At 46.8% G+C, this 24,371-nt stretch carries 19 protein-coding genes; 5 read left to right on the top strand and 14 right to left on the bottom strand.

Going from position 1 to position 24,371, the window contains the following annotated elements; all coding sequences use genetic code 11:
• Positions 1 to 21: 21 nt before the first annotated feature.
• The 4 genes from CVT49_03955 to CVT49_03940 all read right to left on the bottom strand — a co-directional run bounded on the left by CVT49_03955 (position 22) and on the right by CVT49_03940 (position 3,581).
• The gene (locus tag CVT49_03955; protein ID PKK84291.1) at positions 22 to 1,359 is read right to left on the bottom strand and encodes a hypothetical protein; all 1,338 of its coding nucleotides are present in this window, start codon (positions 1,357 to 1,359) and stop codon (positions 22 to 24) included.
• 9 nt (positions 1,360 to 1,368) lie between these two features.
• On the bottom strand, positions 1,369 to 2,232 hold the full coding sequence (locus tag CVT49_03950) for a hypothetical protein (GenBank protein ID PKK84290.1): 864 nt from the start codon (positions 2,230 to 2,232) through the stop codon (positions 1,369 to 1,371).
• 124 nt (positions 2,233 to 2,356) lie between these two features.
• Complete coding sequence (locus CVT49_03945; GenBank protein ID PKK84289.1) at positions 2,357 to 3,364, bottom strand: glycosyltransferase family 2 protein; 1,008 nt, start codon at positions 3,362 to 3,364, stop codon at positions 2,357 to 2,359.
• Between the two features lie 28 nt (positions 3,365 to 3,392).
• Positions 3,393 to 3,581 (bottom strand): hypothetical protein, encoded by a 189-nt coding sequence (locus CVT49_03940; GenBank protein PKK84288.1) that lies wholly within the window; start codon positions 3,579 to 3,581, stop codon positions 3,393 to 3,395.
• A gap of 43 nt (positions 3,582 to 3,624) precedes the next feature.
• Here CVT49_03940 and CVT49_03935 point away from each other — a divergent pair, with 43 nt between their 5' ends.
• Together CVT49_03935 and CVT49_03930 are read left to right on the top strand one after the other, a co-directional pair.
• A complete protein-coding gene (locus tag CVT49_03935; GenBank protein ID PKK84287.1) occupies positions 3,625 to 3,975 on the top strand; it encodes an alkylhydroperoxidase in 351 nt (116 codons plus the stop codon).
• A 52-nt stretch (positions 3,976 to 4,027) separates the two neighbouring features.
• Entirely contained in the window at positions 4,028 to 4,477 is a 450-nt protein-coding gene (locus tag CVT49_03930) for a hypothetical protein (protein PKK84355.1), read from the top strand.
• An 18-nt stretch (positions 4,478 to 4,495) separates the two neighbouring features.
• Here CVT49_03930 and CVT49_03925 read toward each other — a convergent pair whose 3' ends face one another.
• From CVT49_03925 to CVT49_03885, 9 genes are all read right to left on the bottom strand, one after another.
• Positions 4,496 to 5,452 (bottom strand): hypothetical protein, encoded by a 957-nt coding sequence (locus CVT49_03925; GenBank protein ID PKK84286.1) that lies wholly within the window; start codon positions 5,450 to 5,452, stop codon positions 4,496 to 4,498.
• 168 nt (positions 5,453 to 5,620) lie between these two features.
• Positions 5,621 to 6,427 carry a hypothetical protein gene (locus CVT49_03920; GenBank protein ID PKK84285.1) on the bottom strand — a complete coding sequence of 269 codons (807 nt, stop codon included), beginning with the start codon at positions 6,425 to 6,427 and terminating at the stop codon, positions 5,621 to 5,623.
• 362 nt (positions 6,428 to 6,789) lie between these two features.
• A complete protein-coding gene (gene cysK, locus CVT49_03915) occupies positions 6,790 to 7,722 on the bottom strand; it encodes a cysteine synthase A (protein PKK84354.1) in 933 nt (310 codons plus the stop codon).
• Positions 7,723 to 7,779: 57 nt separating this feature from the next.
• Positions 7,780 to 8,187: a transcriptional regulator gene (locus CVT49_03910; protein ID PKK84284.1), complete on the bottom strand. Its 408-nt coding sequence runs from the start codon at positions 8,185 to 8,187 to the stop codon at positions 7,780 to 7,782.
• Positions 8,188 to 8,373: 186 nt separating this feature from the next.
• The gene (locus CVT49_03905; GenBank protein PKK84283.1) at positions 8,374 to 9,912 is read right to left on the bottom strand and encodes a sodium:dicarboxylate symporter; all 1,539 of its coding nucleotides are present in this window, start codon (positions 9,910 to 9,912) and stop codon (positions 8,374 to 8,376) included.
• 59 nt (positions 9,913 to 9,971) lie between these two features.
• Positions 9,972 to 10,613, bottom strand: a complete 642-nt coding sequence (locus CVT49_03900) for a hypothetical protein (protein PKK84282.1) — start codon at positions 10,611 to 10,613, stop codon at positions 9,972 to 9,974.
• A gap of 288 nt (positions 10,614 to 10,901) precedes the next feature.
• On the bottom strand, positions 10,902 to 11,123 hold the full coding sequence (locus CVT49_03895; GenBank protein ID PKK84281.1) for a hypothetical protein: 222 nt from the start codon (positions 11,121 to 11,123) through the stop codon (positions 10,902 to 10,904).
• A 56-nt stretch (positions 11,124 to 11,179) separates the two neighbouring features.
• Complete coding sequence (locus tag CVT49_03890) at positions 11,180 to 11,803, bottom strand: hypothetical protein (protein ID PKK84280.1); 624 nt, start codon at positions 11,801 to 11,803, stop codon at positions 11,180 to 11,182.
• Positions 11,804 to 12,224: 421 nt separating this feature from the next.
• Positions 12,225 to 14,870: a hypothetical protein gene (locus tag CVT49_03885; GenBank protein ID PKK84279.1), complete on the bottom strand. Its 2,646-nt coding sequence runs from the start codon at positions 14,868 to 14,870 to the stop codon at positions 12,225 to 12,227.
• A gap of 304 nt (positions 14,871 to 15,174) precedes the next feature.
• Between CVT49_03885 and CVT49_03880 the strand changes: the two genes are divergently transcribed.
• Positions 15,175 to 17,061: a hypothetical protein gene (locus CVT49_03880; protein ID PKK84278.1), complete on the top strand. Its 1,887-nt coding sequence runs from the start codon at positions 15,175 to 15,177 to the stop codon at positions 17,059 to 17,061.
• A gap of 605 nt (positions 17,062 to 17,666) precedes the next feature.
• On the opposite strand, the gene CVT49_03875 is transcribed toward CVT49_03880, so the two are convergent.
• Positions 17,667 to 20,534, bottom strand: coding sequence for a hypothetical protein (locus CVT49_03875; protein ID PKK84277.1), 2,868 nt, complete (start codon positions 20,532 to 20,534; stop codon positions 17,667 to 17,669).
• A 374-nt stretch (positions 20,535 to 20,908) separates the two neighbouring features.
• On the opposite strand from CVT49_03875, the gene CVT49_03870 reads away from it, so the two are divergent.
• Together CVT49_03870 and CVT49_03865 are read left to right on the top strand one after the other, a co-directional pair.
• Complete coding sequence (locus tag CVT49_03870) at positions 20,909 to 21,886, top strand: hypothetical protein (protein ID PKK84276.1); 978 nt, start codon at positions 20,909 to 20,911, stop codon at positions 21,884 to 21,886.
• A gap of 331 nt (positions 21,887 to 22,217) precedes the next feature.
• Positions 22,218 to 24,371, top strand: a 2,154-nt coding sequence (locus CVT49_03865) for a Gingipain R (GenBank protein PKK84275.1), incomplete at its 3' end; no start/stop codon positions are given.

Below are 24,371 nucleotides of genomic sequence, written 5' to 3'. Positions count from 1 at the left end.
TAAATACACTTATTGCTAATATTACTGGTTATACTGCTCTATCAAATTCAGTACGTCCTGCTGAGTGGCCTGGCCTGTCCGGAATTCATTTATTTTCCGATCAATATCGAAGCGAAAAACCCTCGGGGCATTGAAGTCATAAACATAAGCAGCCATTTCGGTTTCATTGGCCGTTCCGTATCCCTGGCTGATGCAGCCATTAATGGTCTGTCGGGTATTGTTGGTGGCCACACTGTAATCAGGATTAAATAATTGCTGCGACGGATGCAGAGGCCATAGGACATATTTACTCATATAATAATCCAGACTGACCGGATCATCACACAGGCCGACCGTCTTCGCCTGCGTCGCATCGGCATCGGTTCGGCTTCCCCAGCCGACCCATTCCGCGGTCGTTAACGTTATATCAGGCTTACGGCAGTGGGTCATCCATGCCCCGACCGCTTCCCCGGCCGAAAAGGCCCGCTCGGCCGCCGAGCCTCCATGACAGCCATCGGCATAGGTATGCATATTCCTGTGGCCGTCGTTAAACGGCCCACGGACGTCATTTTCCAGTTCAGCAATGCCCAGGAATGATTTGATGGCACTGGTGACACCGGCATAATCCTGTTGAGCGTTACTGCCATGATTATTCAGATTGGGCATTTTTATAAAACGTATGGGCGGCTGGCCCGCATAACCGTTATCGTAAACTCCGTTCTTTAAATCAATCAAACGCTGCGAATACGGCGACCTGATAACCGGATATGGCAAATATAATTGACAGCTTGAAGTCGGTGACTGCCATGACGGACGCACCCAGCCCTGACCATTCTGCGGTCCGCTGATAACCGGCCAGTTTGATGGGTCGTCCTGATTTCTCCAGATTCTGACTCCATTGACATTCGAGTGACCATTGCTGTGATAGTACGCTATCATATCATTGAAATTATATGGGCCGTTTCGCAGCAGGAATGGGACAGTCCAGAATCCTTCCGTCTGAAATTGCGTATTTTCGCAAAAAATAATCTCTCCGCCGAACCCACCCGGACGGTTCAGAATTAAATCGATCATGCCCATGCAGCAGGCGCAGTTGGAACCTCCCTGATTTTGCCACTGGCCGTTGGGATTAATTACCACGACATCATCATGGCCGATGAAATTCTCGATGCCGCCGAAACGCATATCAATCACTTTGCCCACATTTTCCGCCGGCGTTCCGTTTTTGGCAATAAATATATTCGAGAGTACAGCCGCTTTGGCGCCTGGCGCCGAATAAAAGAAGGAGTCAAAAAGATAGCCTCCAACAAAGGCGGCGGCCGAATATTTGCCGGCCTTCCTGATAAATTCCCGCCGGTTAATATTTCCGTTATCTTTCATTTGATTCCCTTACTTCAAAAGAATTAATTTACCGCCGGTATTTCGGCTCCCATCGGTAAGGCTATATAAATAAACGCCCGAACTAATCGATTCATTTGACTCCCAGGCAACGTAGCCGGTATTTTCTCTTGCGACAAAATCTTCTCTGAAAATTTTCCTGCCGGTCAAATCATACAAGGTAAGAGTCATGTGATTGCCCGCAATTCCGAGACCGGAATACTTGATCGTAACAGTAGAATTAAAGGGATTCGGATAAGCCTTCGAAATCAAGGCAATTTCCGGCAAGGTCCCCGGGAGATCATCTTCAACATCAAGCGATAGAACCACTTCGATTTCAAGAGAATCGGACAGAGCAAAAAAGCCGGTATTATTCCCTGAGAATACTGCGGAGTGCGTCGGAAGCTGGAATTTGCCCAATGAGTTACAGACAATTTTCAACTCCAGGTTGATAATTTCTCCCGGTTGGACCGAATAATCGACACCGGCCGCCTCACCGCGAGAATCGATAATCCAAGAGTAGCTGCCATATCCGTCAACAATATGTCCCTCGATCGGACCGATCGACAAGAAAGGCAATGGGACTCCATTGACAGTTACTTTCTGATCGACAACAAGAAACTCCGAAGGCAAATTGTCAGAAAAATATAAACCATTCAGATCGAATAACTCGTTATTCGTTAATGTCCTGGAAATTGTAAAGGTATCGGAAATTGCTACCAGATCAGAACTTAGCAAATAATTGCAGTTTATACTATAACCTGATGGATATACGTAATCGTTTCCCTGCGCACCGGTAAACCCGGACAAAGCAAGAATTAAATAAAGGGCCATGACAAGAATTTTCTTCATATTCTTATAATCGTCCCGAACCATGAATTAATTCACCCAATAATGATCTGGCTTTTTGGCCGTCTACCTTTAACAATAATAATTAATAATATACAAAATTAAGGCTATTATCCCCACTTAATTGTCTCTGAACCGAAAATGCAGGAAATTACTGCTTTTTCCTGAAAAGCCGAAAGACCATTTCCCGTACAAACCCATATCCCAATCCGCCATAAATAGTAAGATAAATCACCGGCAAGACCGACAAATGTCTGATTCCATTTTTCACCGAAATAATCAGCGACCACAAAAGGACCGCGAATATATACAGCCCTGCGGTCAGATAAAACGGCAGCCGTAACGCTTCAAAAAACAAGGATAGAATCCCCAATAATGGTATTCCGAAAGTTATAAAAACCGGTACCAGCGTACCGATTGATAACGATCCGGGATGCTTTCGGGCCAGGCGAAATCTGCCGGTGCCATATCGCCTCATCTGCCGGAACAACCCCCGAACCGAATCGCGCGGATAGTAAAAGACGGCCAGCTTCATTGAAGTAAATGATTTGTACCCACCCCTGGCCGCGCGAAAATTCAATTCCACATCTTCGGCGGCATCCATTCTTTCATCATAACGGCCTATTTTGTCAAAAACTTCTTTTCGGTATGATGCACCGGAGCTCGAGGGGTCAACATATTTATCCTCGGTAATATAGATGGTCGAATCGAGACCGTGCCCGATAATTGATTTACGGGCAAGCGAAACGGCCTGTTGGAAGGAATCATTGTCAGGCGTGTCGAGAAACTGGGGCCGGCTGAGTACCGAAACGCCTTTTTCATTCATCAGCAGGGCCGTGTTTTTGATTAACTGATCATCAGCGATATAAGTATGACCATCGACAAAAGTAATAATTTCGCCGGAAGCATATTCAATTCCGATATTTCTTCCAGATGACGAGAAATTTCCCGGATTATCAAGCAGCCTGACACGGCTGTCTTCAGCGGCAATCGATGAGACAATTTCAGCCGTTTTATCCGTCGAGCTACCGTTTGCGACCAATATTTCCATCTTATCGCGGGGATAATCCTGCCTCAATAAATAACCGATGGTTGCGGCTATACATTTTTCTTCATTAAGAACCGGAATAACTACGGATATCTTCGGCCACACTTCCATCAATAATCCCCTTTAATACAGTCTCAGTTCATTTTTTTAAGCAACGATTCGATTCAAAAATATAAAACGGTTTCTTGTCATACGTTGTCAACAGAAAAACGGTTGAAACATAGCCATTCCCGCCGTAAAAAACATATTGGAACCTTGACAACTGAAAATTAAAAAATGATTGCAAAAATTCTGATTTTATATGATTATTGGCTGCGGGGAATATCATTTGTAGGTTTTGGTAAAAATAACCATCATGATGGAGCCGGAATATGGAAAAAAACAGAGCGGAAAAATTCCAGGAAGAACGCGAGCGGCTGAATCAGCTCGTATTTAAATATTCCGGAATAAATGTCAAAAGATTTTTTAATCTTGACTGGCAAATCTATAAGGACGGCACCTTGCGGGCCAAAACCAAGGAACTCATGGGCCTCGTGGCATCCCTGGTACTGCGATGTGATGACTGTATTCTTTATCATCTCATCAGGTGCAAAGAAGAGGGTGTCACTGATGCCGAACTTGAAGAAACGGTCGCGGTCGGGCTGGCGGTCGGGGGCTCGATCACTATCCCGCATATCAGGCGTATCTGGGATATATGGGATGAAATGAAAAGGGAATCCTGATCGCAGATTTTATCACCGGAATAATGTCATGAACAAAGAAACCCAGTTCAAGATGCTTCTCGAAAAAGTCGAAAGAATCACTTCCACCGGGGATGATGATTCCTCACGGCTGTTGTCAATATGCAATCTGCTCAAAAACAGCTTGCCCGGATATGATTGGGTCGGCTTTTATGTTGTGGATAAAAATAATGACCGTGAACTGGTGCTGGGCCCGTTTGCCGGCGATCCGACCGATCATGTGCGCATCCCTTTCGGGCGGGGCATCTGCGGCCAGGCTGCGGAAACCGGGAAAACATTTGTTGTTGATGATGTAACCGCCGAAAACAATTACCTTTCCTGCAGCATAAACGTGAGATCGGAAATCGTCGTACCAATTTTTCGCGGAGATAGAATAATTGCCGAACTCGATATCGACTCCCATATCCCGTCGGCCTTTACCGAACAGGACGAAGCATTTCTCACCGAAGTCGGCAGGCTCGCCGCAATACTAATCCAAAAATAATCGCTTTGAGCGGCCGGCCTATTTTCCGGCACCCATTGAGTCCGCCGGTTTCATATCGAAGTCAGGGGGTAGTTTAGGATTCGGCCGCCCCTGCATTTTGCGTTCAATATCCGGGAAGCGTTTCTCCAATGCCTCGACTTTGTCACGCTCCGGGAAGGGGGCATAAAGGGTGTATTTCTTGTAAGAATCGAGTGCCTTTCCATATTGTTTATCGATTTCTAAAGTGGCACCAAGGTTAAACCAGGCATGCGCATGAGTCGAATCGAGGTCAAGAATCTTCTGGAAATCCTTTATGGCGCTTTTGTAATCCTCTTTATCATATAATGCGAGTCCTCGATTATAATAGGCATCAATAAATTTAGGATCTATATCGATTGCCTCCGTGTAGCTGCGAAGGGCCATGGTCGTATCGCTGATACTGCGGTAAGCCACGCCCAGATTAAAATAGGCCTTGGCATAATTCTGCTGCAAAAAAATGGCCTTTTTAAAATCGTCAATAGCCAGATTAAATAATCCTTTTTTATGATATTGCGTGCCGCGATTATGATAGGCCTCGGCATAATTGGGATTCAATTCTATTGCTTTGCCGTAGTCTTCAATCGCCTGGTCGGTTTCGTTCATCCGTTCGTTGGCCATGGCCCGGCTGAAAAACGCCTCGGGTACTTTGGGATCAAGCTCGATCGCCTTATTGAAATCTTCGACCGCCTTTCTCATCTGGCCGGTCATGCCTCGGGCGATACCGCGCTGAAGATAGGCGAAGGCGTTCCCCGGTTCAAACATGATGGCTTTACTGAATTCACCGATAGCTTTATCCGGCTGACCGCTGCTCACAAGCTCATTCCCCTTCTGGACATGCTCGGCCGCCGATTTTTGCTGACCAAAAACAGTATTCGCAATAACCAAAAGAAACAGAATCCCAAATATCCCCATGGTAGCCGAAAAGCTGTTCGAACGAACTTTATCGTTTGGAGCCATCTGATCTCTCCCTGTTAATAATGCCCTGATTTCATGTCATTAATTTTATCAAAATATTGCCTGCCAATAATATATAATTTGGCATCGTTTAGAATCTTATGCTTGTACAAGCTATTTGTTCCAGTGAAAATTATACTTGCAGTCATGATTTTCGAAAATAATATTTTTTCAGATAGGCCCGAATAACTCAGCCGCCTTCCTTCCGGCTCTTCCGACAAACTGTTCCAACGGCTCCGTCAGCCTCTCGCCCGTTCCCACTTCAAATAAGATGTTGCTGAGAGCCGACTTATCAATATACCGGCGCAATTCTTTCCAGTCGATTGTCCCATCACCGGGCACAAGATGCTCATCCGATTGACCATGATTATCCGATAGGTGCGTCGTGGTCAGACGATGATAAAATTTTGAAAGTAAATGAAACGGTTCACCGCTCATATTCTCATGAGAACTGTCAAAACAAAAACCGATTTGGTGGTCATCGAACATTTCCAGCAGCTTTTCACAGATCCAGGAACCTTTGGCGGTCGGAAGATTCTCGATTACCATCCTGATATTGCGCGGCTTTAATGATAGAATTTCTGCAATTGATTCGGCCGCTCTTTCCAGGCAGGCTTCCCGGCTGTCACTGAAATAATAATGCGGATGAACAATTACAGTCGGCACGGCATAACTGAGCGCAAATTCCATATACTCGATCAGCCTGTCAATCGCCGCCTCCCGATCGCTTTTTTGAGCGGCGGCAGGATCATATCCTTCCCAAAAGGGAAAGTGAGCCGACTCAATAAATAATCCCAAATCATTTACCCGCTTCAGGACCTTCTCAAATGCTTCCTTGTCCAGGAAATGGCTGTGCTCCGGTCTGGCGCTGACCGAAATAAAATCGAATCCCGACCCGGCGCAAATGTCAAGCTGGGTGAAAATATCAACGGTGTGATCGACTGTTGTCGAAATGCCAAATCTGTATTTTTTTGCCATTGCCTAATATAACAAAATTTTTTCGGAATGAAAACCGGCAAAAAAAAGCCGCTTCGGGTCTGACAATCAGTTCCGAAGCGGCACACAAGAATGGGCGACATAGACGAGATTTCGAACAATGCCCCTTTTTGCACCTATCCCGCCCTTGCATTCACTTAGCTAAACACCACAGTCAGTAATACAGGAATCATGCCAAAATTCGCCATTTTCAAATCTTATTTGTAACCGAATGTCGGCTTAAATGTTACAGCCAATTCAGGACAGAAATGTACATATATATAAATCAAGCAGGACGGTGTTCCGTTTCAATCAGGGACCCAAAACGAAACACTGTTTCAAACTGAATCGAAAATATCCGGGAATTATTCCAATTCCGAGAAAACCGGTGTTGAGAGATATCTTTCGCCGGTATCGCAGATAATGGTTACAATTAATTTATTTTTATTTTCCGGATTAGAGGCTACTTTCAGGGCCGCCGCTACATTGGCTCCTGCCGATATGCCGCATAAAATACCCTCTTCCCGAGACAAACGCCTGGTTGCGGTAAAGGCATCTTCATTCTCAACTGTCATGATCTCATCGATCACTTCAAGATCAAGCACGTCCGGTTTAAAGCCGGCGCCGATACCCTGAATCGGATGGGGACCTTTGATGCCCTGCGACAGAAATGGCGAGGCGGCCGGTTCCACGGCAATAATTCTGACCGACGGCTTACGCTCCTTCAGGTAGCCGCCGACACCGGTAATGGTGCCTCCGGTACCAACGCCGGCAACAAAAATATCAATCTCCCCCTCGGTGTCATCCCAGATCTCGGGCCCGGTGGTCAGCCGATGAACCAGGGGGTTGGCCGGATTCTTAAATTGCTGCGGCATAAAAGAATTGGGCGTCTCCGCCAGAATCTCTTCGGCCCTTTTGATCGCCCCGGGCATCCCCTCAGACCCGGGTGTCAGAACCAGTTTGGCTCCCAGTGCTTTAAGCAGGCTTCGCCGCTCTATAGACATTGTCTCCGGCATTGTCAAAATCAGCTTATATTCACGGGCGGCCGCAATATATGCCAGCGCAATACCGGTATTTCCTGAAGTCGGCTCGACAATTACCGTATTTTTCTTTAAAAGGCCATTCTTCTCGGCATCGGCAATCATCGAATGGGCGATCCTGTCCTTTACCGATGATAACGGATTAAAAGACTCCATTTTGACGATGACAATACCGGGAAGGTCATTGGCCAGTTTGTTAAGCCTGACTAGAGGCGTTCGGCCAATTAGTTGCGTGATATCTGAAGCTATTTTCACCATTTCCATTACCTTAAACAGATTTCAGTAATCGGTTTAAGATAATACGATAAAAGCCATCTAAATATGGTACATTTCCTTGACTGAACCAAGCTTCGGCACAAGGTCAGAAATCTTAAGTGATTTGAAGTACTTTACCGCCATTTTTTCCGCATCTTTCCAGACAAATGAAAGCGGGCCGCCGTCCTCGCGCCCCTCGGCGGTAAATAGAATACTTCCCTCGAATGCCGAAACGATATCATATACCGTTATTGTATTTGGCTTTTTGGCCAGATAATAACCGCCCTTTTTTCCACGGGTGGCATCAACCAATCTCGCCCGTCTTAATTGGGAAAGCAATAACTCCAGATAGCGGACAGGAACATCCTGACTGCTGGCAATTTCCTTCGCCTGCAGCGCTCCTTTACCGTAATGGGCTGCCAGCGAGACTATGGCTTTCAGGCCATATTGAGCCTTTAATGAAATCATGAAACCCCCTAAAATATAAAGTATTATTTCATCTGACTTACGTATAACAAATTTATTTGTTTGAATTATGTCTTCTTAGACCGAAATATAAACTTTGCCAACCGAAACCGTCCTGAAGCCGTCGATAATACCGGCGATTTTACGAAAATAATAATCTTAAATAAAATACGCTATCTACATCCAAATTTATTGTAAAAATGCCCAATTTGGAAATTGGCCCGGATCTATATCAAAAACATAACCCCCAAGCAAATAAATTGCAAGTGTAATTATGACGACTCCCGCTAAATTCAACAAGATTCCGGTCCGGGCCAATTGATGAACCGTCACCCGCCCCGAACCGAAGATTATGGCATTGGGAGGAGTGGCCACCGGAAGCATAAAAGCGCATGAGGCCGATAGGGTTGCCGGAATCATCAGCATCAGAGGATTTATTTTTATCGCCACCGACAAGGAAGCCAGAATCGGCAGAATCATCTGGGTCGTGGCGGTATTCGAAGTCAACTCAGTCAAGAAAGTCATCATCAGACAAACAGTAATTATTATCAATAGGGGTGAGAACTGACTGAATGCGGCTAAATTTCCCCCAAGCCAGGTTGAAAGGCCGGAATGTTCAAAACCGGCCGCAAGGGCAAACCCGCCGCCGAAAAGTATGACAATTCCCCAGGGAAGCTTGACCGCGGTGTGCCAATCCATTAATGGGCCCTTTCCTTTCGAGCGGGATGGAATCAGGAAAAAAAGCAGGGCCATGGTCATGGCGACGGTGCCGTCATCGATAAAGGAATTCTCGGGAAACAGGTTCGACCAGCCCGGAATGGTCACATTGCCGATACTTATATTCTGCCGAAAAATCCACAGCAGGGCCACCGCCGCAAAGACCACCAGAACCACCTTTTCTTCAAACTTGGTCTTCCCCAGACTCCGGTATTCCTCCTTAAATATTTGCGCATCCCCTTTGAATTCTCTCTTTCGAGGGACAAAAAACCAAACCAGCAATTGCCAGGCAATAAGCAGAAACACAATCGAAAACGGCAGGCCGAACATAATCCAGCTCGCAAAACTGATTTCGGGCGATTCCGGGAAATATATTTTGAAAATGCGGATAAAGGCAAGATTGGGCGGCGTGCCTATAAGCGTGGCAATACCGCCGATCGATGCGGCATAGGCGATTCCGATTAAAAGACCGACCGCAAATTTCCTGATCGATTCGGCGCCGAAATTATCCTCAAGTTTGTCGATTACAGCCAGAACTATCGGGATCATCATCATGGTGGTGGCGGTATTGGATATCCACATCGACAGAAAAGCGGTCGCCACCATAAATCCCAACAGCATTTTTTTGGGACTGACGCCGATCAGCAGCATGATTTTCAGAGCAATGCGGCGGTGCAGGTTCCATTTCTGCATGGCCAATGCAATAATAAAACCTCCAATGAACAGAAATATGACATTGTTAAAATAAATCGGGGCGACATCTTTACCGCTCATCACGCCGAACAAGGGAAACAGCACTACCGGTATCAGCGCCGTGGCGGCGATCGGGATGGCCTCGGTGATCCACCAGACCGCCATCAGAATGGCTATCGCGGCCGTCCGCGTAACCAGCGGATTTGCCGGATCAAGGTCGAAAAATATGAGGATGATAAGAGCCAGAGCCGGCCCCAGATAAAGACCTATCTTTTGCTTAAATTCGAATTGATGAACTACTTTTTCGATTTCAGTCATAGGCTGCTCTGATTTAATTAAAAGAATTGAAAGATAACAGACAAGTCAAAAAAATCAGTCTATGCGCGATCGAACATTTTCGTCCGACCGTACGAGTGCAGGTAGGCCCAGATGTATAAAGTCATTCCTGAAATAAGCAGCCAGTAGAAATATGGCCGGGGCAAATCATAATGCAATGTTGCGCCGAAATCATATATAAACGAAAAAATAATCATTATAGTTGCGGCAACGGCTAGAATCCATGAAAACAGGGTCGGCCGGAATTTCCGGCCCTTATTAAAAAGCCTTGTTATGGAATATCCGATTAAAATCATCACGATTGAGATCGCCACCGGTGCAATAACCGGACCTATCCAGGGCAGCGGCACCAGGAACAGCACATCCCAGTCAAGAAGCGAAGCCGGCCAATCAATTGTCGCTTTAAGCCAGACATAATAAAAAATATCCCAGATTCCGAACAGAATAATGAAATATCCGAATCGCTCCCAGAATTTTTTTCCGCACAAAGCGGCAACCATGAGCAGCATGATTATAGTGGATAGTTCGCGGAGAATTTCTAATTTGATAAATTTTTGAGTGATATCGATCAGCGGAAACGCGAAGCCGCCAGGATAATAGAGCTGCCTGAGATATATAACCACGGCCGCCTCGAAATAGGCCATGGCGACGGCAAATAAAAATATGAATAAATATTTCTTCAAAATAGACTCTTTTTATGAATGACGACTATCCCTTTTCGAATTCGAAGATAATGTATGCCATTTTATAGGTCAAGCCACATTTTATTAATCGACTTGGCGATTGCAGTTGGTCGTAAGCGCAAATTTGCGACAAAAAAGACGGCAGGATCATTTGATCCTGCCGGTTTCAGGTTGGTTCCCTTGCTTGAGCATGCCCGAAAATGATCGAGCGCCTTATTAAGAGTGTCCGGTCGAATGTCCTGATGTCAGACGCTTTCGGGCGACTTTCTTGGGAGCAGGTCAGGCCTCTCAGGCTCTGGAATACAGGTTGCCGCTGCCTCCGGGCAATACCCTTAATTTGATTTTGGTCGCATTCTTGTCATGCTTGTGCTGCTTATAACAGGCCTTGCATCGAAGCGGCTGGCCGGTATATCCCAGACTGTAGAAATATTCGCGGGCTGCCCCCGTGAAAACAAACTCTTCGCCGCAGGCAACACAGACAAGAATTTCTGATTTTGCGATTGATCCCATTTTCCCCCCCTGGGTTTATGCTATTTTTCTTCCCTGATTAATTTTCACGATTCAATTCACTTCAGTCCTATCGCAAACAGCAATTGAGGGCATCGAACCATTAAATCCCTTTTGATCGTCTGCCTGGCCCGATACAGGTACCACCTCACGGTTGCTTCGGGCATATTCATAATGTCCGAAACATGTTTAATATGACAACCATCGACATCGCGGAGTATAAAAGCCGAGCGCTGTTTTCCCGTCAATGATGCGATAGCCTCTGACAAATGCTGATTCAACTGCTCTTTTCGATAAACGGCATCGGGCGTAGCCGCGCGCGAATCGGCCCTGTCCCTGACCTCGTCTATAGCTTCATGCTGATGGCGCCGGTGCTTCCGGAGATAATCTATTGATGCATTAAGCGTGATGCGATAAAGCCAGGTATAAAATTTTTTATTCTCGTCATAGCGCCATATGTTTTGGCTTGTTTTTACAAAGACGTCTTGAACAACATCCGCGGCATCATCATAGTCATTGACTACCTTGTAAGCCAGGGCCGCCACCTGATTGCGATACAACTTTACTATTTCCGAAAATGCCTCTTTATTCCCATTTTTGATTTTTCTTACGATTTCCCTGGTTTGTGCCTCATTATGATCAGAATCCGCCTGAACCAAAACGACTGAGTCTTTTTCAATCATAGCTGCTCTCCCTATAAATTCCTGTTTCGATTTTTCCTTTAGTTGCAGCAGACTTGTTGGAGGTGAGGCAGATTCTTTTGAGCCCCTGTCCGCCTCACCCCCGGCCCCATTTATTCTTTCTCTTCCGGGCGCCCGTACGATTTTCCAAATTGGAATCTCGCTGTAAGCAACTCTGGCCTTTTTTTGAGCTTTGGCGCTCGAAAATCCAAATCTGGAAACGCCCGTCAAGAATTAAGCACAAAAAATCGCTTTTTTATAAATAGTCAAGAGGGTATTATTGGTGAGCAAATGGGTATCCGCAATACCCCACACAATACATACTTAAATGTATATTTAATAAAGAGTTACGGTTTGCCGGCTTCAAATTACATGCCTGATTGTGCAAAATGGAAGGATATATAATTGTATTTTTGAGCCAGGATTATTTTATATCATTATATTTATTTTTTTCCGAGAACTCGCTGCTTTTAAGAAAAGTGGTCAGATTGATGCTTTTATTCGATATTCCAAGCTTTTTTCGGATTATCTTTCGCTGTTTTTGAACAGTCTGTACCGAACTGTTGAGGGCCGAAGCGATATCTTTGCTTGAAAAACCATTTTTAATCAGACTGCAAATTTCCATTTCCCGCGGCGATAGTTTGGCCAGGTTGTGTTTTAGCGTGTCAATGAACGGTGATGTAATGTCGGCTATATCCTTCTCGAGAATTTCAAACGTCCTTGCCTTGGACTGGTGCGAGGATTCCTTCAGTCTCCGCAACGTCGGCATAATCAGCTGCTCCACATTGGCAGTAATCTGTTCCTTAATCGACCTTTTCTCATTATCAATCTGATCGAGGATTTCCCGCAGCGCTATATTCTTCCGCTCCAGAGCTTCCCGCTCTATTTTTAACTGCTCGGTGGAATTGGCCAGCTCCAGGGTTCTCTCATTGACCCGTTCTTCAAGTTCCTCCTGATATCTTTGCAGCGCCTCCTCGGCCTTTTTGCGGATGGTAATATCCTTCACGATGCCAAGCATACGGACAGCTTCACCGTCGCCGTTTCTTACCACATCGCCGGTTTCAAAAACCCATCTGATCGTTCCATCCGGCCAGACAATTCGATGTTCGATATCATAGTCACGACCATTTCTGACACAGGCATTTACGGCATCAGTTACCAGCTGTCGATCATCGGGATGAATGCACTTAAGAAAGGCCTCATAAGTCGCGCCAAATTCGCCCTCTCCAAATCCAAAAATCGGCTCAATCCGGTCGGACCAGTGCAGATCACCTGTTACAATATTCCAGTCCCAGCTTCCGATATTGGCGGCCCGCTGCGCCCTCGCGTATCTTTCCTCACTTAAGTGCAGCGCATCCTCTGCCTTCTTTTGTTCGGTGATGTCAACACCCGAAATCAATATCCCGCAGACTACATTGGAGCCATTACGAACCAGGGTGTGGTACCAGGCGAATATCCTTTCTTCACCGTTCTTCGTTACAATCGGGTACTCATCGATTCTTATATCATCACTGTCGCCTGAAGTTATCTCATCCAGGAATTCCTGGACACTCTTCCGATCCTTTTCCGGAATACATATGTCAAACCATCTTTTGCCGATTAACTCATCTTCATCATATCCCAGGATCAGGCAGCCCCTCTTATTTATCAGGGTGATTTTTTGGCCGGAATCTATCGAAACCATAATAATGCCGGCCGCATTGAGATACCTTTCGGCCTTCTCCTTTTCGGCAACAAGCGCATTGGCCGATTGCTTTTGAGAGAGAGCGATCCCGATACTGTTCCCGATCCGCTCGAAAAATTCAATCAGATCAATTGTGAACATCCCTTTGCGGCGATCATTGAGCTGCAGCAACCCGATCGGATGTGCCTCCGAAATCAGCGGAATCAAGGCCACCGATTCATATCCCTCCCCGTTGCAGCGGTTGCGGGTCCGGGTCTGCCGATCTTCATCTGTGGTCGTGGCCAGCAATTTAGTGGTGCTGTTGGTCCAGAAGCTGCCGCCTTTGGTGAAAAATGAGTATTTGGGATCGGTCCGACCGGCGATGATATTGCCGCACATGCATTCAAGAAGAACGTTTCCTTCGGCATCGCGTTCCGGCTGTCCGTTCGAATTATATTGACAGAGATATCTTTCTGCCTCAACAAAAAACTCCGGAAAACCATTGGCGACATAATAAGGGTAATCATCCCCTTCCTTCAATCTTATTGCCACCGCTTCAAAGCCGGTAAAATCCCTTATCATGAATAATATGTCTTTGATGGTATCGGTGATCCCCTCAAGCTGGTTCAGGCGATCAAGAATCTGCGCCGTAAGCCTCAGCCTGGATTCGGCCTGCTTGCTCTGGGTTATATCCATCGAGGCCCCGGTTATGCCGACTATAGCGCCATTCTCATCATGAAGCGGCTCCACTGTTAAATCAAAATAACGAGTCTTTCCTTTGATCGTCAGACAAATCTCTTCACGAAGCCCGTTGCCGCTGTCAAGAACCCCTTTCTTCAACTCTCGCAATTTGGCGGCCTCCTGCAGGGCAAGGAAATCATCATCGGTTCTGCCGATAATCTCTTCCGGGCGAAATCCGAGCTGTGGATTATATATCCATATATATCTCAGCTCGCGATCCTGATTATAGACTTCTATATTGGAGTTTTTAAGAGCCACCCGGAAACGCTCCTCGCTGTCGCTCAGCGCTCTGTCGGTCAATTTATGCAGAACACTATCCTGCACAATTTCGATTATATGGGTCACTGCTCTGTTTTCGTCGAAGACAGGATATCCGTGAACCTCTTCAATAATTGATTGTCCCTTATCATCGACATGAATATGTTCCACGACAACGGGCTTTCCGGTACTCCTGATGATTTCCAACGGGCAGGCCAGCCCGGAATTCGCACAAGGCTGATCCGCATTATGATTCAGGTCATAGCAGGTTCTTGAGCCGGACAGGCTCTCACTTCCGGCAATATTGGTTATTTCAACCAGGTAGCTGTTTATATCGATTAAACTGAATCGATATGGAACAGCCGACATGGCTCGCCTGAATAATTCTGCAGATTCAAATTGATTCATAACTTGAATAAAATCAGCCGGAAACAGCCGCCCCCTGTAATTATGTTATTATTCGGGGTCATCATACCTTATATAGCGATTCAAATATATAGCCAAATATTCATCAGTTTAATAGAAGCCGAGTCCACCCAGGAATCCGAAAATGCGGTCTTGATTTCGATGTCACTCCCCGGAAAAATCGCCTTTTTCCAAATATAATATAAATAATCAAATCAACAATCATGTTTTTTGGGAAGATTTTCGGCCCCGGCCTGTAATCCAATCAGAAGTTCAAAACCAACATCAATTTCAGGAGGTCAGGAAAATGAAGGCAAAAGCATTCACAGGCATAATGATTGTCATGGCCCTGCTGGCCCTGCTCCCCCTCATTATCACTGCCGGAACCACCGGCAAAATCAAAGGCACCGTCACCGACAAATTAACCGGCAAACCCATTCCGGGAGCGTCGGTTATGATTGTCGGCAGCACTCAGGGCGCCATGACCGGCCCGGATGGGAAATTTGTTATTGAAAATGTCCAACCCGGGAAATATTCTCTCAAATTCACGGCCCTTGGCTACCAGACCATTGAAATAACTGAAGTCTCGGTCCTGGTCGATCTTGTTACCGAGCAAGACGTCAAAATGGAGCAAAGCGTCGCGGATCTGAGTAAAATTATCAAAGTTACCGCGGAAAAAGACCAGATTGACAGATTCTCGGTGACCAGCCAAATGGCTGTACCGATGGCAATTGAGGCTTCAAAGAAGGCCGGTCGTTGTAACGAGGCCGCGTATTACCCCCCCGCGCACGGCGGGACACAGATTGTCAACGGCGAAGCCTTCGATGCCATGTTTTTCAAAAATTATGGCGTCAATCCTTTTGTCGATACCGAAGATGACCATCTTTCCACCTTTGCGGTCGATGTCGATGACGCCTCTTTCATAATGGCCCGCTCCTACCTCGAGCGTGGTGAACTGCCGCCCAATGAGGCCATCCGCACCGAGGAATTTGTCAATCATTTCAAGTATAACTATGCTTCGCCCGAAAATGGCCCGTTTGCCGTCCATATCGAGGGCGCCCCGTCGATTTTCGGTCAGAACTGCCAGCTTCTGCGAATCGGCATCAAGGGCTTCGATATCCGACCAGAAAACCGCAAGCCGGCCAATCTGGTTTTTGTAATCGATGTCTCCGGCTCAATGGGTCGTGAGGACCGCCTCGGCCTGGTCAGAAAATCGCTCCGTATGCTGGTCGATAATCTCAATTCGAAGGATCAGGTCGGTATCGTCGTCTATGGTTCATCCGGCAGAGTCATTCTCGAGCCGACTTCAATCAACGAAAAGGAAAAAATTCTGACGGCCATCGAATGGCTGGTTCCCGATGGCGCCACCAATGCCGAAGAAGGCATCCGCCTCGGTTATCAGATGGCCGACAAGATGTTCGAGAAAGGCAAAATCAACCGGATAATTCTCTGCTCCGATGGGGTCGCCAATGTCGGCGTTACCGGGCCGGATCAGATTCTCAAGCAGATTAAAAGCTATGCCGATAAAGGCATCACGCTGACCACGGTCGGTTTCGGCATGGGCAACTTTAATGATATCCTGATGGAAAAACTGGGCAATAAAGGCAACGGCTTTTATGCCTATGTCGATGATTTCGAAGAAGCCAAAAAGATCTTTCTCGACAATCTGACCGGAACATTGCAGGTCATCGCTCGCGATGTCAAAATTCAGGTCGATTTCGACTCGAACACGGTCAGCAGCTACCGCCTGCTCGGCTATGAAAACCGGGACCTCGATGACGACAAGTTCCGCGACGACAAAGAGGACGGCGGTGAAATCGGCTCGGGGCATCAGGTGACGGCACTATACGAAATCAAGTTTCATAAATTCGCAAGGTCGAGTCATATCGGGACCATTTTTATCCGTTACAAGGACCCGGATGACAACAACGTGACTGAAATTAATAGACAGATCATGCGCAACGATTTCGGTGAGCGCTTTGAAAATGCTTCGGTCGATTTCAGACTGGCCGCAACCGCAGCCGAGTTCGCCGAGATTTTGAGAAAATCATATTGGGCGAAGGGGTCAAAACTCTCTGCCGTGTTCGACCTGGCCAAACAAGTCTTCGTCGAGCATGACTCCGAAGACATAGTCCAGCTAATGGACTTAATCAGCAAGGCAGAAAAGCACCAGGATGAACTGGCGGAGAAATAGTGTGCGGGGTGCCGGGACAGGCAAGCTGCCTGTCCCGGATATATTATTTGGGAAATGTAGTAAATTATGAAACGACTCAACGAAATTATTCTAATAATCCTGACAGTGATTTTATTGCTCTCACAAAATTCATATCCTGTCGATCAAATTCGTGCAGATTCTTATATAAAAACATATTCCAACGGAATTGAAAACATGGAAAGGCGTTTAATGAGACCGGTATTGGGGGATGCAGAAATAGCGTTTTCTAATTCGGGAATCGATAGTACTATGGGATATTTCTTAAGAATTCTAGACTCGATTAGTTACATCGAAGAAACAATCTGTCGTTCGAGTTTTGTTCTTGGGCACACATATTCATGTCTGTATGCATACCTTTATTACAAACCTTACTCTATGTTACCTAGAAGGAGTGGTTTTGTGGAAGATATTATGGTAAATGATGATGAATTTGATGTGGAATTAAACCCGCCATCAATGTCACATAATTATATTACATCCGATTCGATTAACCATATTCTCCGCAAAAGCTGCAAGTAAAATAAATTCCAGCCATAAAAAAGGGCCGGAATATTACCGGCCCTTTCCTCTTATCCCCAAAAAATTTATAAGCCGCAGTCAAGCGCCGGGCCGCTCTTGTACAGGAAGGCAATCATCCGCGTCACATCAAGCAGGTTAACGGCGCCCGAGTTATCGACATCGGCCGACTGCATAGCGGCCGGTTCCGCCCCGCCTTTGTACATATAACTGACAATAAACGTGGCATCCAGCAGATTGATCGCGCCGGAACCATCGGCATCACCGCATATCCAGGCCGGACCGATCTCGAGTGTCAGGACCTGCTCGTCACTGCTGCCCGTTATATCCTGCGCCTGTGCCGTAAATGTTATCGTCATAATTGTCGGCGGCGTCCCATTGATCAGGCCATCAGGCGATAATGTCAAGCCGCTCCTGTCAAGATCATTATTCTTATCGGCCCAGATAACTTCGCCGGTCCCTCCGGTCGTCTCGAGTTGACTCGAATAGGGTAATCCCTCGGTGGCATCAGGCATCGATTCCGTTTCGACCGACACCGCCGGATTGATGGTGACCGAAAGCGGCGCCTCACCTTCATCCCCGCAGCCATCGTTGACTACAGCAATGAAATTCAGGACGCCGACCGTCGTCGGAACCCCGGAGATATTACCTTCATCCGCAACAGCCAGTCCTGTACCAACCAGACCGGAGTTCTTGTCGCCCCAGTTGTATGCCCCGGTGCCGCCGGCGGCTGCAAGATCCTGGTAATAAACCTGACCCTGGGTCCATGCGGGAAGTGTTGAAGTGGTAACATTCACATGCGGGTTGATATTGACCGATAACATTTTCTCGCCCGTCACAAGCTCTTCATCCGTAACCATGGCCGTAAATGAAATTGCCCCGGTCGCAGACGGTGCCCCCGAGAGCAGCCCGCTCGATGATAGTAACAGACCGGTCCCGGCAAGATCATCAAATTTATCGCTCCAGGTTAAAAGGCCGGTTCCGCCCGAAGCCTCAAGCTGCTGAGAATATGGCCTCTCGACTGTCCACTCCGGCAAAGAAATCGTGGTGATATGCGGCCCCGGAGTTCCGCACGAAAACATTTTTACCCGGATATCATCGACCGCGGCTTCGACCACCGACCCGGACCCGGCATCGGAAGCATTGAAATTGAGCTTCATTTGATCTGTAAGGGCAATGTAATCGGAGGCCCAGATAGTATGTTCGTACCATCCACCGGAAGCTTCTTCGACAGGCCCGATATTCTCCAGCAATGTCCAGCTCGCGCCGTTGTTATTGGAAATAAAGACCTTAAATGTGTCACTGTTGGGTGCGTTTCCGAAATCATTGGAATACCAGAAAGCATAATGTATCTGTCCCTCACCTCCCGACAGATCGAAGGTCGGCGAAATTAGTATCGTATTGCCGCCATCGACATCGGAATCCCCGGCGCTGTTGCCGGTCAAATAGCACCGCCCGGAACCATCGAAATCAACCGTGGGATCGCCGCGATCACCGAGTCCGGCCGGAATTCCTCGCGACCATACCCCCGCCGTGGCCGTACTGGTCACAATCCAACCCTGGTCGGTCTCGAAATTATCTTCAAAAACAACGGCTGAATCACCGACTCCAAAAGCCTCAAAAGGCGATGAGGGATCGGGATTAAAATAGGTCCCGTCGGTCATCTCCTCAACACTGACATAAAAACTGATTCGATCGCCGCAGGATAAAATCGGAAGGTTAGCCTGGTAATGATTGGTGGTCAACTGCGTCATGGTCTTGTTTTGCGGGATTCCATTATTGATCGAATAATAGAGTCGCCCGGTATTCGGAATCGGGATGGCGCCTCCAACCCCGCTGACAACCACTTCAAACGAAGTCACCTGGCCGTACGCCACATTCGTCGGAACACCGTCAGGATAATCAAACGAAATATTTTTTGATCCGGGGTAATTAATATAACAGGCACCGTATCCGATACTGGAGCAGCCGTATTGGATTCGCATATAGCCGCCCTCTTCACCCCAGCCGGTTCCCCAGGAATTTCGCATAATCCAGACACCTGATGTCCCCTGGCTGTCATCCCAACCGACCAGAGTAACGCCATGATTGACATCACCGGTGGCACAGGAATTAAAAACACCCCCATTATATGCCTGCATGGCACTGTTGGAAATTACGGCGACACTTATCGGGCCATGCAGCATGATCGCCTGTTTCATGGCATCTATAGATGGCACTCCATAGGAACTCCCGACATATGCCCAGCCATCGATTAAATAATGATGATCATAAGGGCAATTGCAGGTGCCATTTGTGGCCGTATATGGAAAATCGGCTTCATAGACCGCTCCCGTACCACCGCAGGGATCGGTTTTCCACTGATGATAATCATGGGCCCACCATCCCCCGGCACAATCCCAGCCGTCCTGATTACAACTGACCAGCCATTGCTCCGAAAGATCGACGAGCACATTATCCTTTAATTTAATATTGCATTCCAGCGGGCCCATCGTTCCAAACGCCCAACAGCTGCCACAGCCGCCCTGATTTCTGGCCGGAGGAAGAGTGGTGGAATCCCGCCAGTCAAAGGCCGCAGGTAGCAGCATTTTTTCGGTCATCGGGTCGAAAACGGCATTTTCCCGCCAATTGAGCGGTTCCTTGAGACCGCACAGTTGATCAAGAGAATATTGAGTGGCCTGATTCTCACCAACAGAAAATGTCCAGTCTTCATCAAGTGCCTGTTGCTGAAGTGCTTCAATTTCCTGCTTTGAAAGCTGTCCCAGCACAGATTGCGGAACAATTAACAGGATCAATAGACACCCAATCAAAATAAGCTCTGCCGACTTGATCGGCCTGCCCGTGAAGGAAAAATGCGACATTTTCAGCCCTTTCTCATCTAATTCCTGAATATCTTTGCCGGCCGCTTTCAAGCCATTACAACCATTATCGGCCATATTTTCGTACTTAAAGTCACTAGTTAAAGGCAAGAATCATATTTATTCCTATTAGTAGAATATATCCAAAATATGGATTCTGTCAACCAACTATTATTTGTATTAAAAGAGTGTAAGAAACCACATGCTCCCTGGAAATAACAATTGCAAATAACAGATTGATAGAAGGCCAAACTTCTAAGAATCAAAGGTATTTTGCTAATAAATTTCGGAGACTGTTACGTAATTTGACACTTGACAGAATTCTATTATTCCGTATTTTATAGTGTTAGACATAATTTTCTGCAATTGAAAATATTGGGGAAAGATTTATACTTGCCTGATTGCTAAGGGATTAACATCAAGATTCCGAATAAAACAGCATGGAGGAGTCTATGCCGATAAGTCGTAAGTCCCTTAGAACAGTTATCTTAACGCCATTGTCATTTATTATAATCGTCCTTTGCTTCGCCTCTTCTGCTTTTGCCCAATTCTATATTCTGGATGTGAATGTTTCCGAAATAAGTGCCCGCGAAGGCCGCCAGAATGTCGCCATTCCGATTTATATGCGGAATTATATAGATTCTGTAGTCGCTTTCGAATTAACATTCGTAACCGACCGCCCCGATCTGATTCAATTTAATACCGTTAATTGCGATACCACCGGGACGCTGACTTCGGGTTGGCAGTTTATCAGCGTCGATACCGCTTATGAATCCGGCCTTGAAATACAGGCCATGGCCAACACCATCCAGATGCCCATTGTGCATGGCATCGGTTATCCGCAGACAGGCAAAATACCGCTGATCAAGATCCTGGTCGATATCGGCGATTTGCCCGATACGGCCCAGACTCAGACCGCCTCAATAGAGATAATGGCAAATATTTATGACTTTTGTTTTTCCAATGAAAAGGGGCAGACCATCGGGCTGAATTATGAACTTTACTATGACACATTATGGTACAATTGCATCGCCTGGTACCCCGGCGACACTATCTGTAAGACCTGGGAGGAGGTGGGCGGTCCTCCTGCCGATACCATGGTGATCGACAGTCTCCATCCTTATCTCGACACAACTCAGGTAGGTATTTCAAACGGTTCCGTTACGGTTCTTCAAAATTGCCTGTCGTCCGCCGGCGATGCCGACTGCAGCGGATACCTTAATCTTCTCGATGCCGTTTTTATTATCAACTACCTCTATAAAAGCGGCCCGGCACCTGTCTGCAATGCCGACTGCAATTGTGATTGTCTGATGAATTTGCTGGATGTCACATGCATGATTTCCTATCTCTACAATGTGGGAACCGAGTGTAATTGCTGCAATTGCGAGCAGTGGAATATTGACTGCGGCGCCGGAGGAGGCAGCAATTAGATCCGACAACCCATTTTCGGTCCTGATTTCATTCCGAACCGGATGATAAACAATGATTAATAATAGACGCCGGGATAATTTATATCTTGACACTAAAAATCAAAATATTATACTGTATATTAGAAGAGGTACAGCTAAGCACAAACCACATTAAAGAGAGTATTTATTACTTCTATGACTTTTCTTGTACCCATTGCTTAACATATACTTATAACTACGCCCGTCATTTCTGCAATTTTTACCCTTGATGTCCGGGCTTTTTATAGACTGAATGTAAGGAGAGCTAACCAAAAACCTTCAGAAGGTGGAGGATGCTTTGAAAAGGTTGGTAATGGGATTCTGGCTGGCCGTTATACTCAGCATGGGATTTGCTGGCATGGCAACGGCTGACCAATCTGTCGAACTGAGCAAGTCACCGTCCGGCGTAAACCTCATTAATCAAGATATGACCGGACTCACCCTGCAACTTGAAGTCGGCGAAATTAACTTTTATTCTGTAACGACACCGGAAGGGAATTTTACCCTGGCTAAGATTCCCGGATTGGGCCGCTCATTTAATATCGGCGAACCCAATCTGCCGATTGCTAACAAGGTCTTATCCATTCCTTTCGGCTGCGAATTGACGGCGGAGATTATCGACTACAACATCGAAGAAATCTCCCTTACCGACCTGGGTATAATTGACCCGATTATCCCTGCCCAGCCGTCTATTTCCAAATCGGATGACCCCGCCTCGGTTCCCTTTGAATATGATCGCAGTGTCTATTCCACCAGCGGATATTACGCTTTGCCAATGGCGGAAACGGCCATTGAAGGCGTTATGAGAGGTGTTCGGGTGGCCCGGATTTCCATCGCCCCGGTGGAATACAGCCCGTCCGAAAACAAAATCCGGGTATATCAAAACCTGACGATCAGGGTAACTTATCAAAATCCTGATTGGGCCGAAACCGAATCGATCTGGGAAAAGAGTTATTCACCCTTCTTTGAACCGGTCTATGATCAATTGACCAATTATGAAGGATTTATATCCTCCACGAAATCTGATTTTTTTAACCTCGTAAAATATCCGGTAAAATATCTCATTATTGCCGATCGGATGTTTGAGACACAGCTCCAGCCGTTTATTGAGTGGAAAACAAAGAAGGGATTTACCGTTATAACCTCATACACCGACATAATCGGAACTTCCACCACAGCTATAAAGAACCACATCAGCAGCTTATATAATGCCGGCACGCCGGAAGATCCGGCCCCTTCATTTGTGTTGTTTGTCGGTGATGTCGCGCAAGTTCCGACCTGGTCGGGTTCGGCCGGCTCTCATGTGACCGACCTGAAATATTGCGAATTGACCGGCGATAATCTTCCGGAAATCTATTATGGTCGCTTTTCGGCCCAAAATACGACTCAATTGCAGCCTCAAATCGATAAAACTCTGGAATATGAAAAATACGAAATGCCGGACCCGTCATACCTTCAGGAAGTCACTCTTGTATCCGGCGTTGATGGTACCTATGCTGCAACTCACGGTAATGGCCAGATTAACTACGGCACTAATCTTTATTTTAATCTGGATCATGGTATTAATCCCAATGTCTGGCTTTACCCCGCCTCGGATGCATCCGGCGCCGCAGCGGCCATTATTCAGACAGTGAGTGATGGTGTCGGATTATATAATTATACGGCGCACTGCAGCCATGTGGGCCATGCCGATCCTCCATTTGTTACCAGCGATATACCTGGACTCCAGAATTATCACAAATATCTCCTCGGTATCGGTAACTGCTGTCTGTCCAACACCTTCAGCGAATCCACCCCCTGTTTTGGTGAGGCTTTCCTGCAGGTGGCAGGCAAGGGCGGCATTGGCTATATCGGCGGCACCAATTCCACTTACTGGTACGAAGATTATTATTGGGGAGTCGGTTACGGCCCGGTCGTGGCTACCGGCCCGACCTACGAACAGACTACCCAGGGTGCCTATGATGGCGTCTTCCATGATCATGGCGAGACCGAACAATATCATTTCGTGACCAATGGCGCCATTATTTTCGCCGGCAACCTGGCCGTAACGGCCGGCGGCAGCCGTGTTCAATACTACTGGGAAATATACACCCTGATGGGCGACCCCTCGGTTATGACCTATCTCGGTATTCCGACCCAGAATAATATCACCCATGATGCTACGGTATTATTGACGGCAACTTCATTCGCCGTTCATGCCGATCCCGGCTCTTATGTCGGCATCAGTGTCAATGGTGCCCTGCACGGCGCAGGGTATGTCGATGGCTCAGGCATGGTCAATGTGGCCCTTACCCCGTTTGACAGCCCGGCGCTGGCCGATATCGTCATCACGGCACAAAATAGAGAACCATATATTTCCACGGTGCAAATCATCGCACCGGATGGGCCGTTCGTGATCTATGACGATCATGTTATCAATGACGGTCTGGGCAACAACGACGGTCTGGTTGACTGCGGCGAATCGATC

This window comes from candidate division Zixibacteria bacterium HGW-Zixibacteria-1 (assembly GCA_002838945.1).
Classification (GTDB): domain Bacteria; phylum Zixibacteria; class MSB-5A5; order GN15; family PGXB01; genus PGXB01.
This window is presented reverse-complemented; position numbering and strand designations above follow the sequence as displayed.

Bases quoted from the DNA above. Each gene is read 5' to 3' on its own strand.
- CVT49_03955 (PKK84291.1), bottom strand. From the start codon at position 1,359: ATGAAAGATAACGGAAATATTAACCGGCGGGAATTTATCAGGAAGGCC.
- CVT49_03950 (PKK84290.1), bottom strand. From the start codon at position 2,232: ATGGTTCGGGACGATTATAAGAATATGAAGAAAATTCTTGTCATGGCC.
- CVT49_03945 (PKK84289.1), bottom strand. From the start codon at position 3,364: ATGGAAGTGTGGCCGAAGATATCCGTAGTTATTCCGGTTCTTAATGAA.
- CVT49_03940 (PKK84288.1), bottom strand. From the start codon at position 3,581: ATGATATTCCCCGCAGCCAATAATCATATAAAATCAGAATTTTTGCAA.
- CVT49_03935 (PKK84287.1), top strand. From the start codon at position 3,625: ATGGAAAAAAACAGAGCGGAAAAATTCCAGGAAGAACGCGAGCGGCTG.
- CVT49_03930 (PKK84355.1), top strand. From the start codon at position 4,028: ATGCTTCTCGAAAAAGTCGAAAGAATCACTTCCACCGGGGATGATGAT.
- CVT49_03925 (PKK84286.1), bottom strand. From the start codon at position 5,452: ATGGCTCCAAACGATAAAGTTCGTTCGAACAGCTTTTCGGCTACCATG.
- CVT49_03920 (PKK84285.1), bottom strand. From the start codon at position 6,427: ATGGCAAAAAAATACAGATTTGGCATTTCGACAACAGTCGATCACACC.
- cysK (PKK84354.1), bottom strand. From the start codon at position 7,722: ATGGTGAAAATAGCTTCAGATATCACGCAACTAATTGGCCGAACGCCT.
- CVT49_03910 (PKK84284.1), bottom strand. From the start codon at position 8,187: ATGATTTCATTAAAGGCTCAATATGGCCTGAAAGCCATAGTCTCGCTG.
- CVT49_03905 (PKK84283.1), bottom strand. From the start codon at position 9,912: ATGACTGAAATCGAAAAAGTAGTTCATCAATTCGAATTTAAGCAAAAG.
- CVT49_03895 (PKK84281.1), bottom strand. From the start codon at position 11,123: ATGGGATCAATCGCAAAATCAGAAATTCTTGTCTGTGTTGCCTGCGGC.
- CVT49_03890 (PKK84280.1), bottom strand. From the start codon at position 11,803: ATGATTGAAAAAGACTCAGTCGTTTTGGTTCAGGCGGATTCTGATCAT.
- CVT49_03885 (PKK84279.1), bottom strand. From the start codon at position 14,870: ATGAATCAATTTGAATCTGCAGAATTATTCAGGCGAGCCATGTCGGCT.
- CVT49_03880 (PKK84278.1), top strand. From the start codon at position 15,175: ATGAAGGCAAAAGCATTCACAGGCATAATGATTGTCATGGCCCTGCTG.
- CVT49_03875 (PKK84277.1), bottom strand. From the start codon at position 20,534: ATGGCCGATAATGGTTGTAATGGCTTGAAAGCGGCCGGCAAAGATATT.
- CVT49_03870 (PKK84276.1), top strand. From the start codon at position 20,909: ATGCCGATAAGTCGTAAGTCCCTTAGAACAGTTATCTTAACGCCATTG.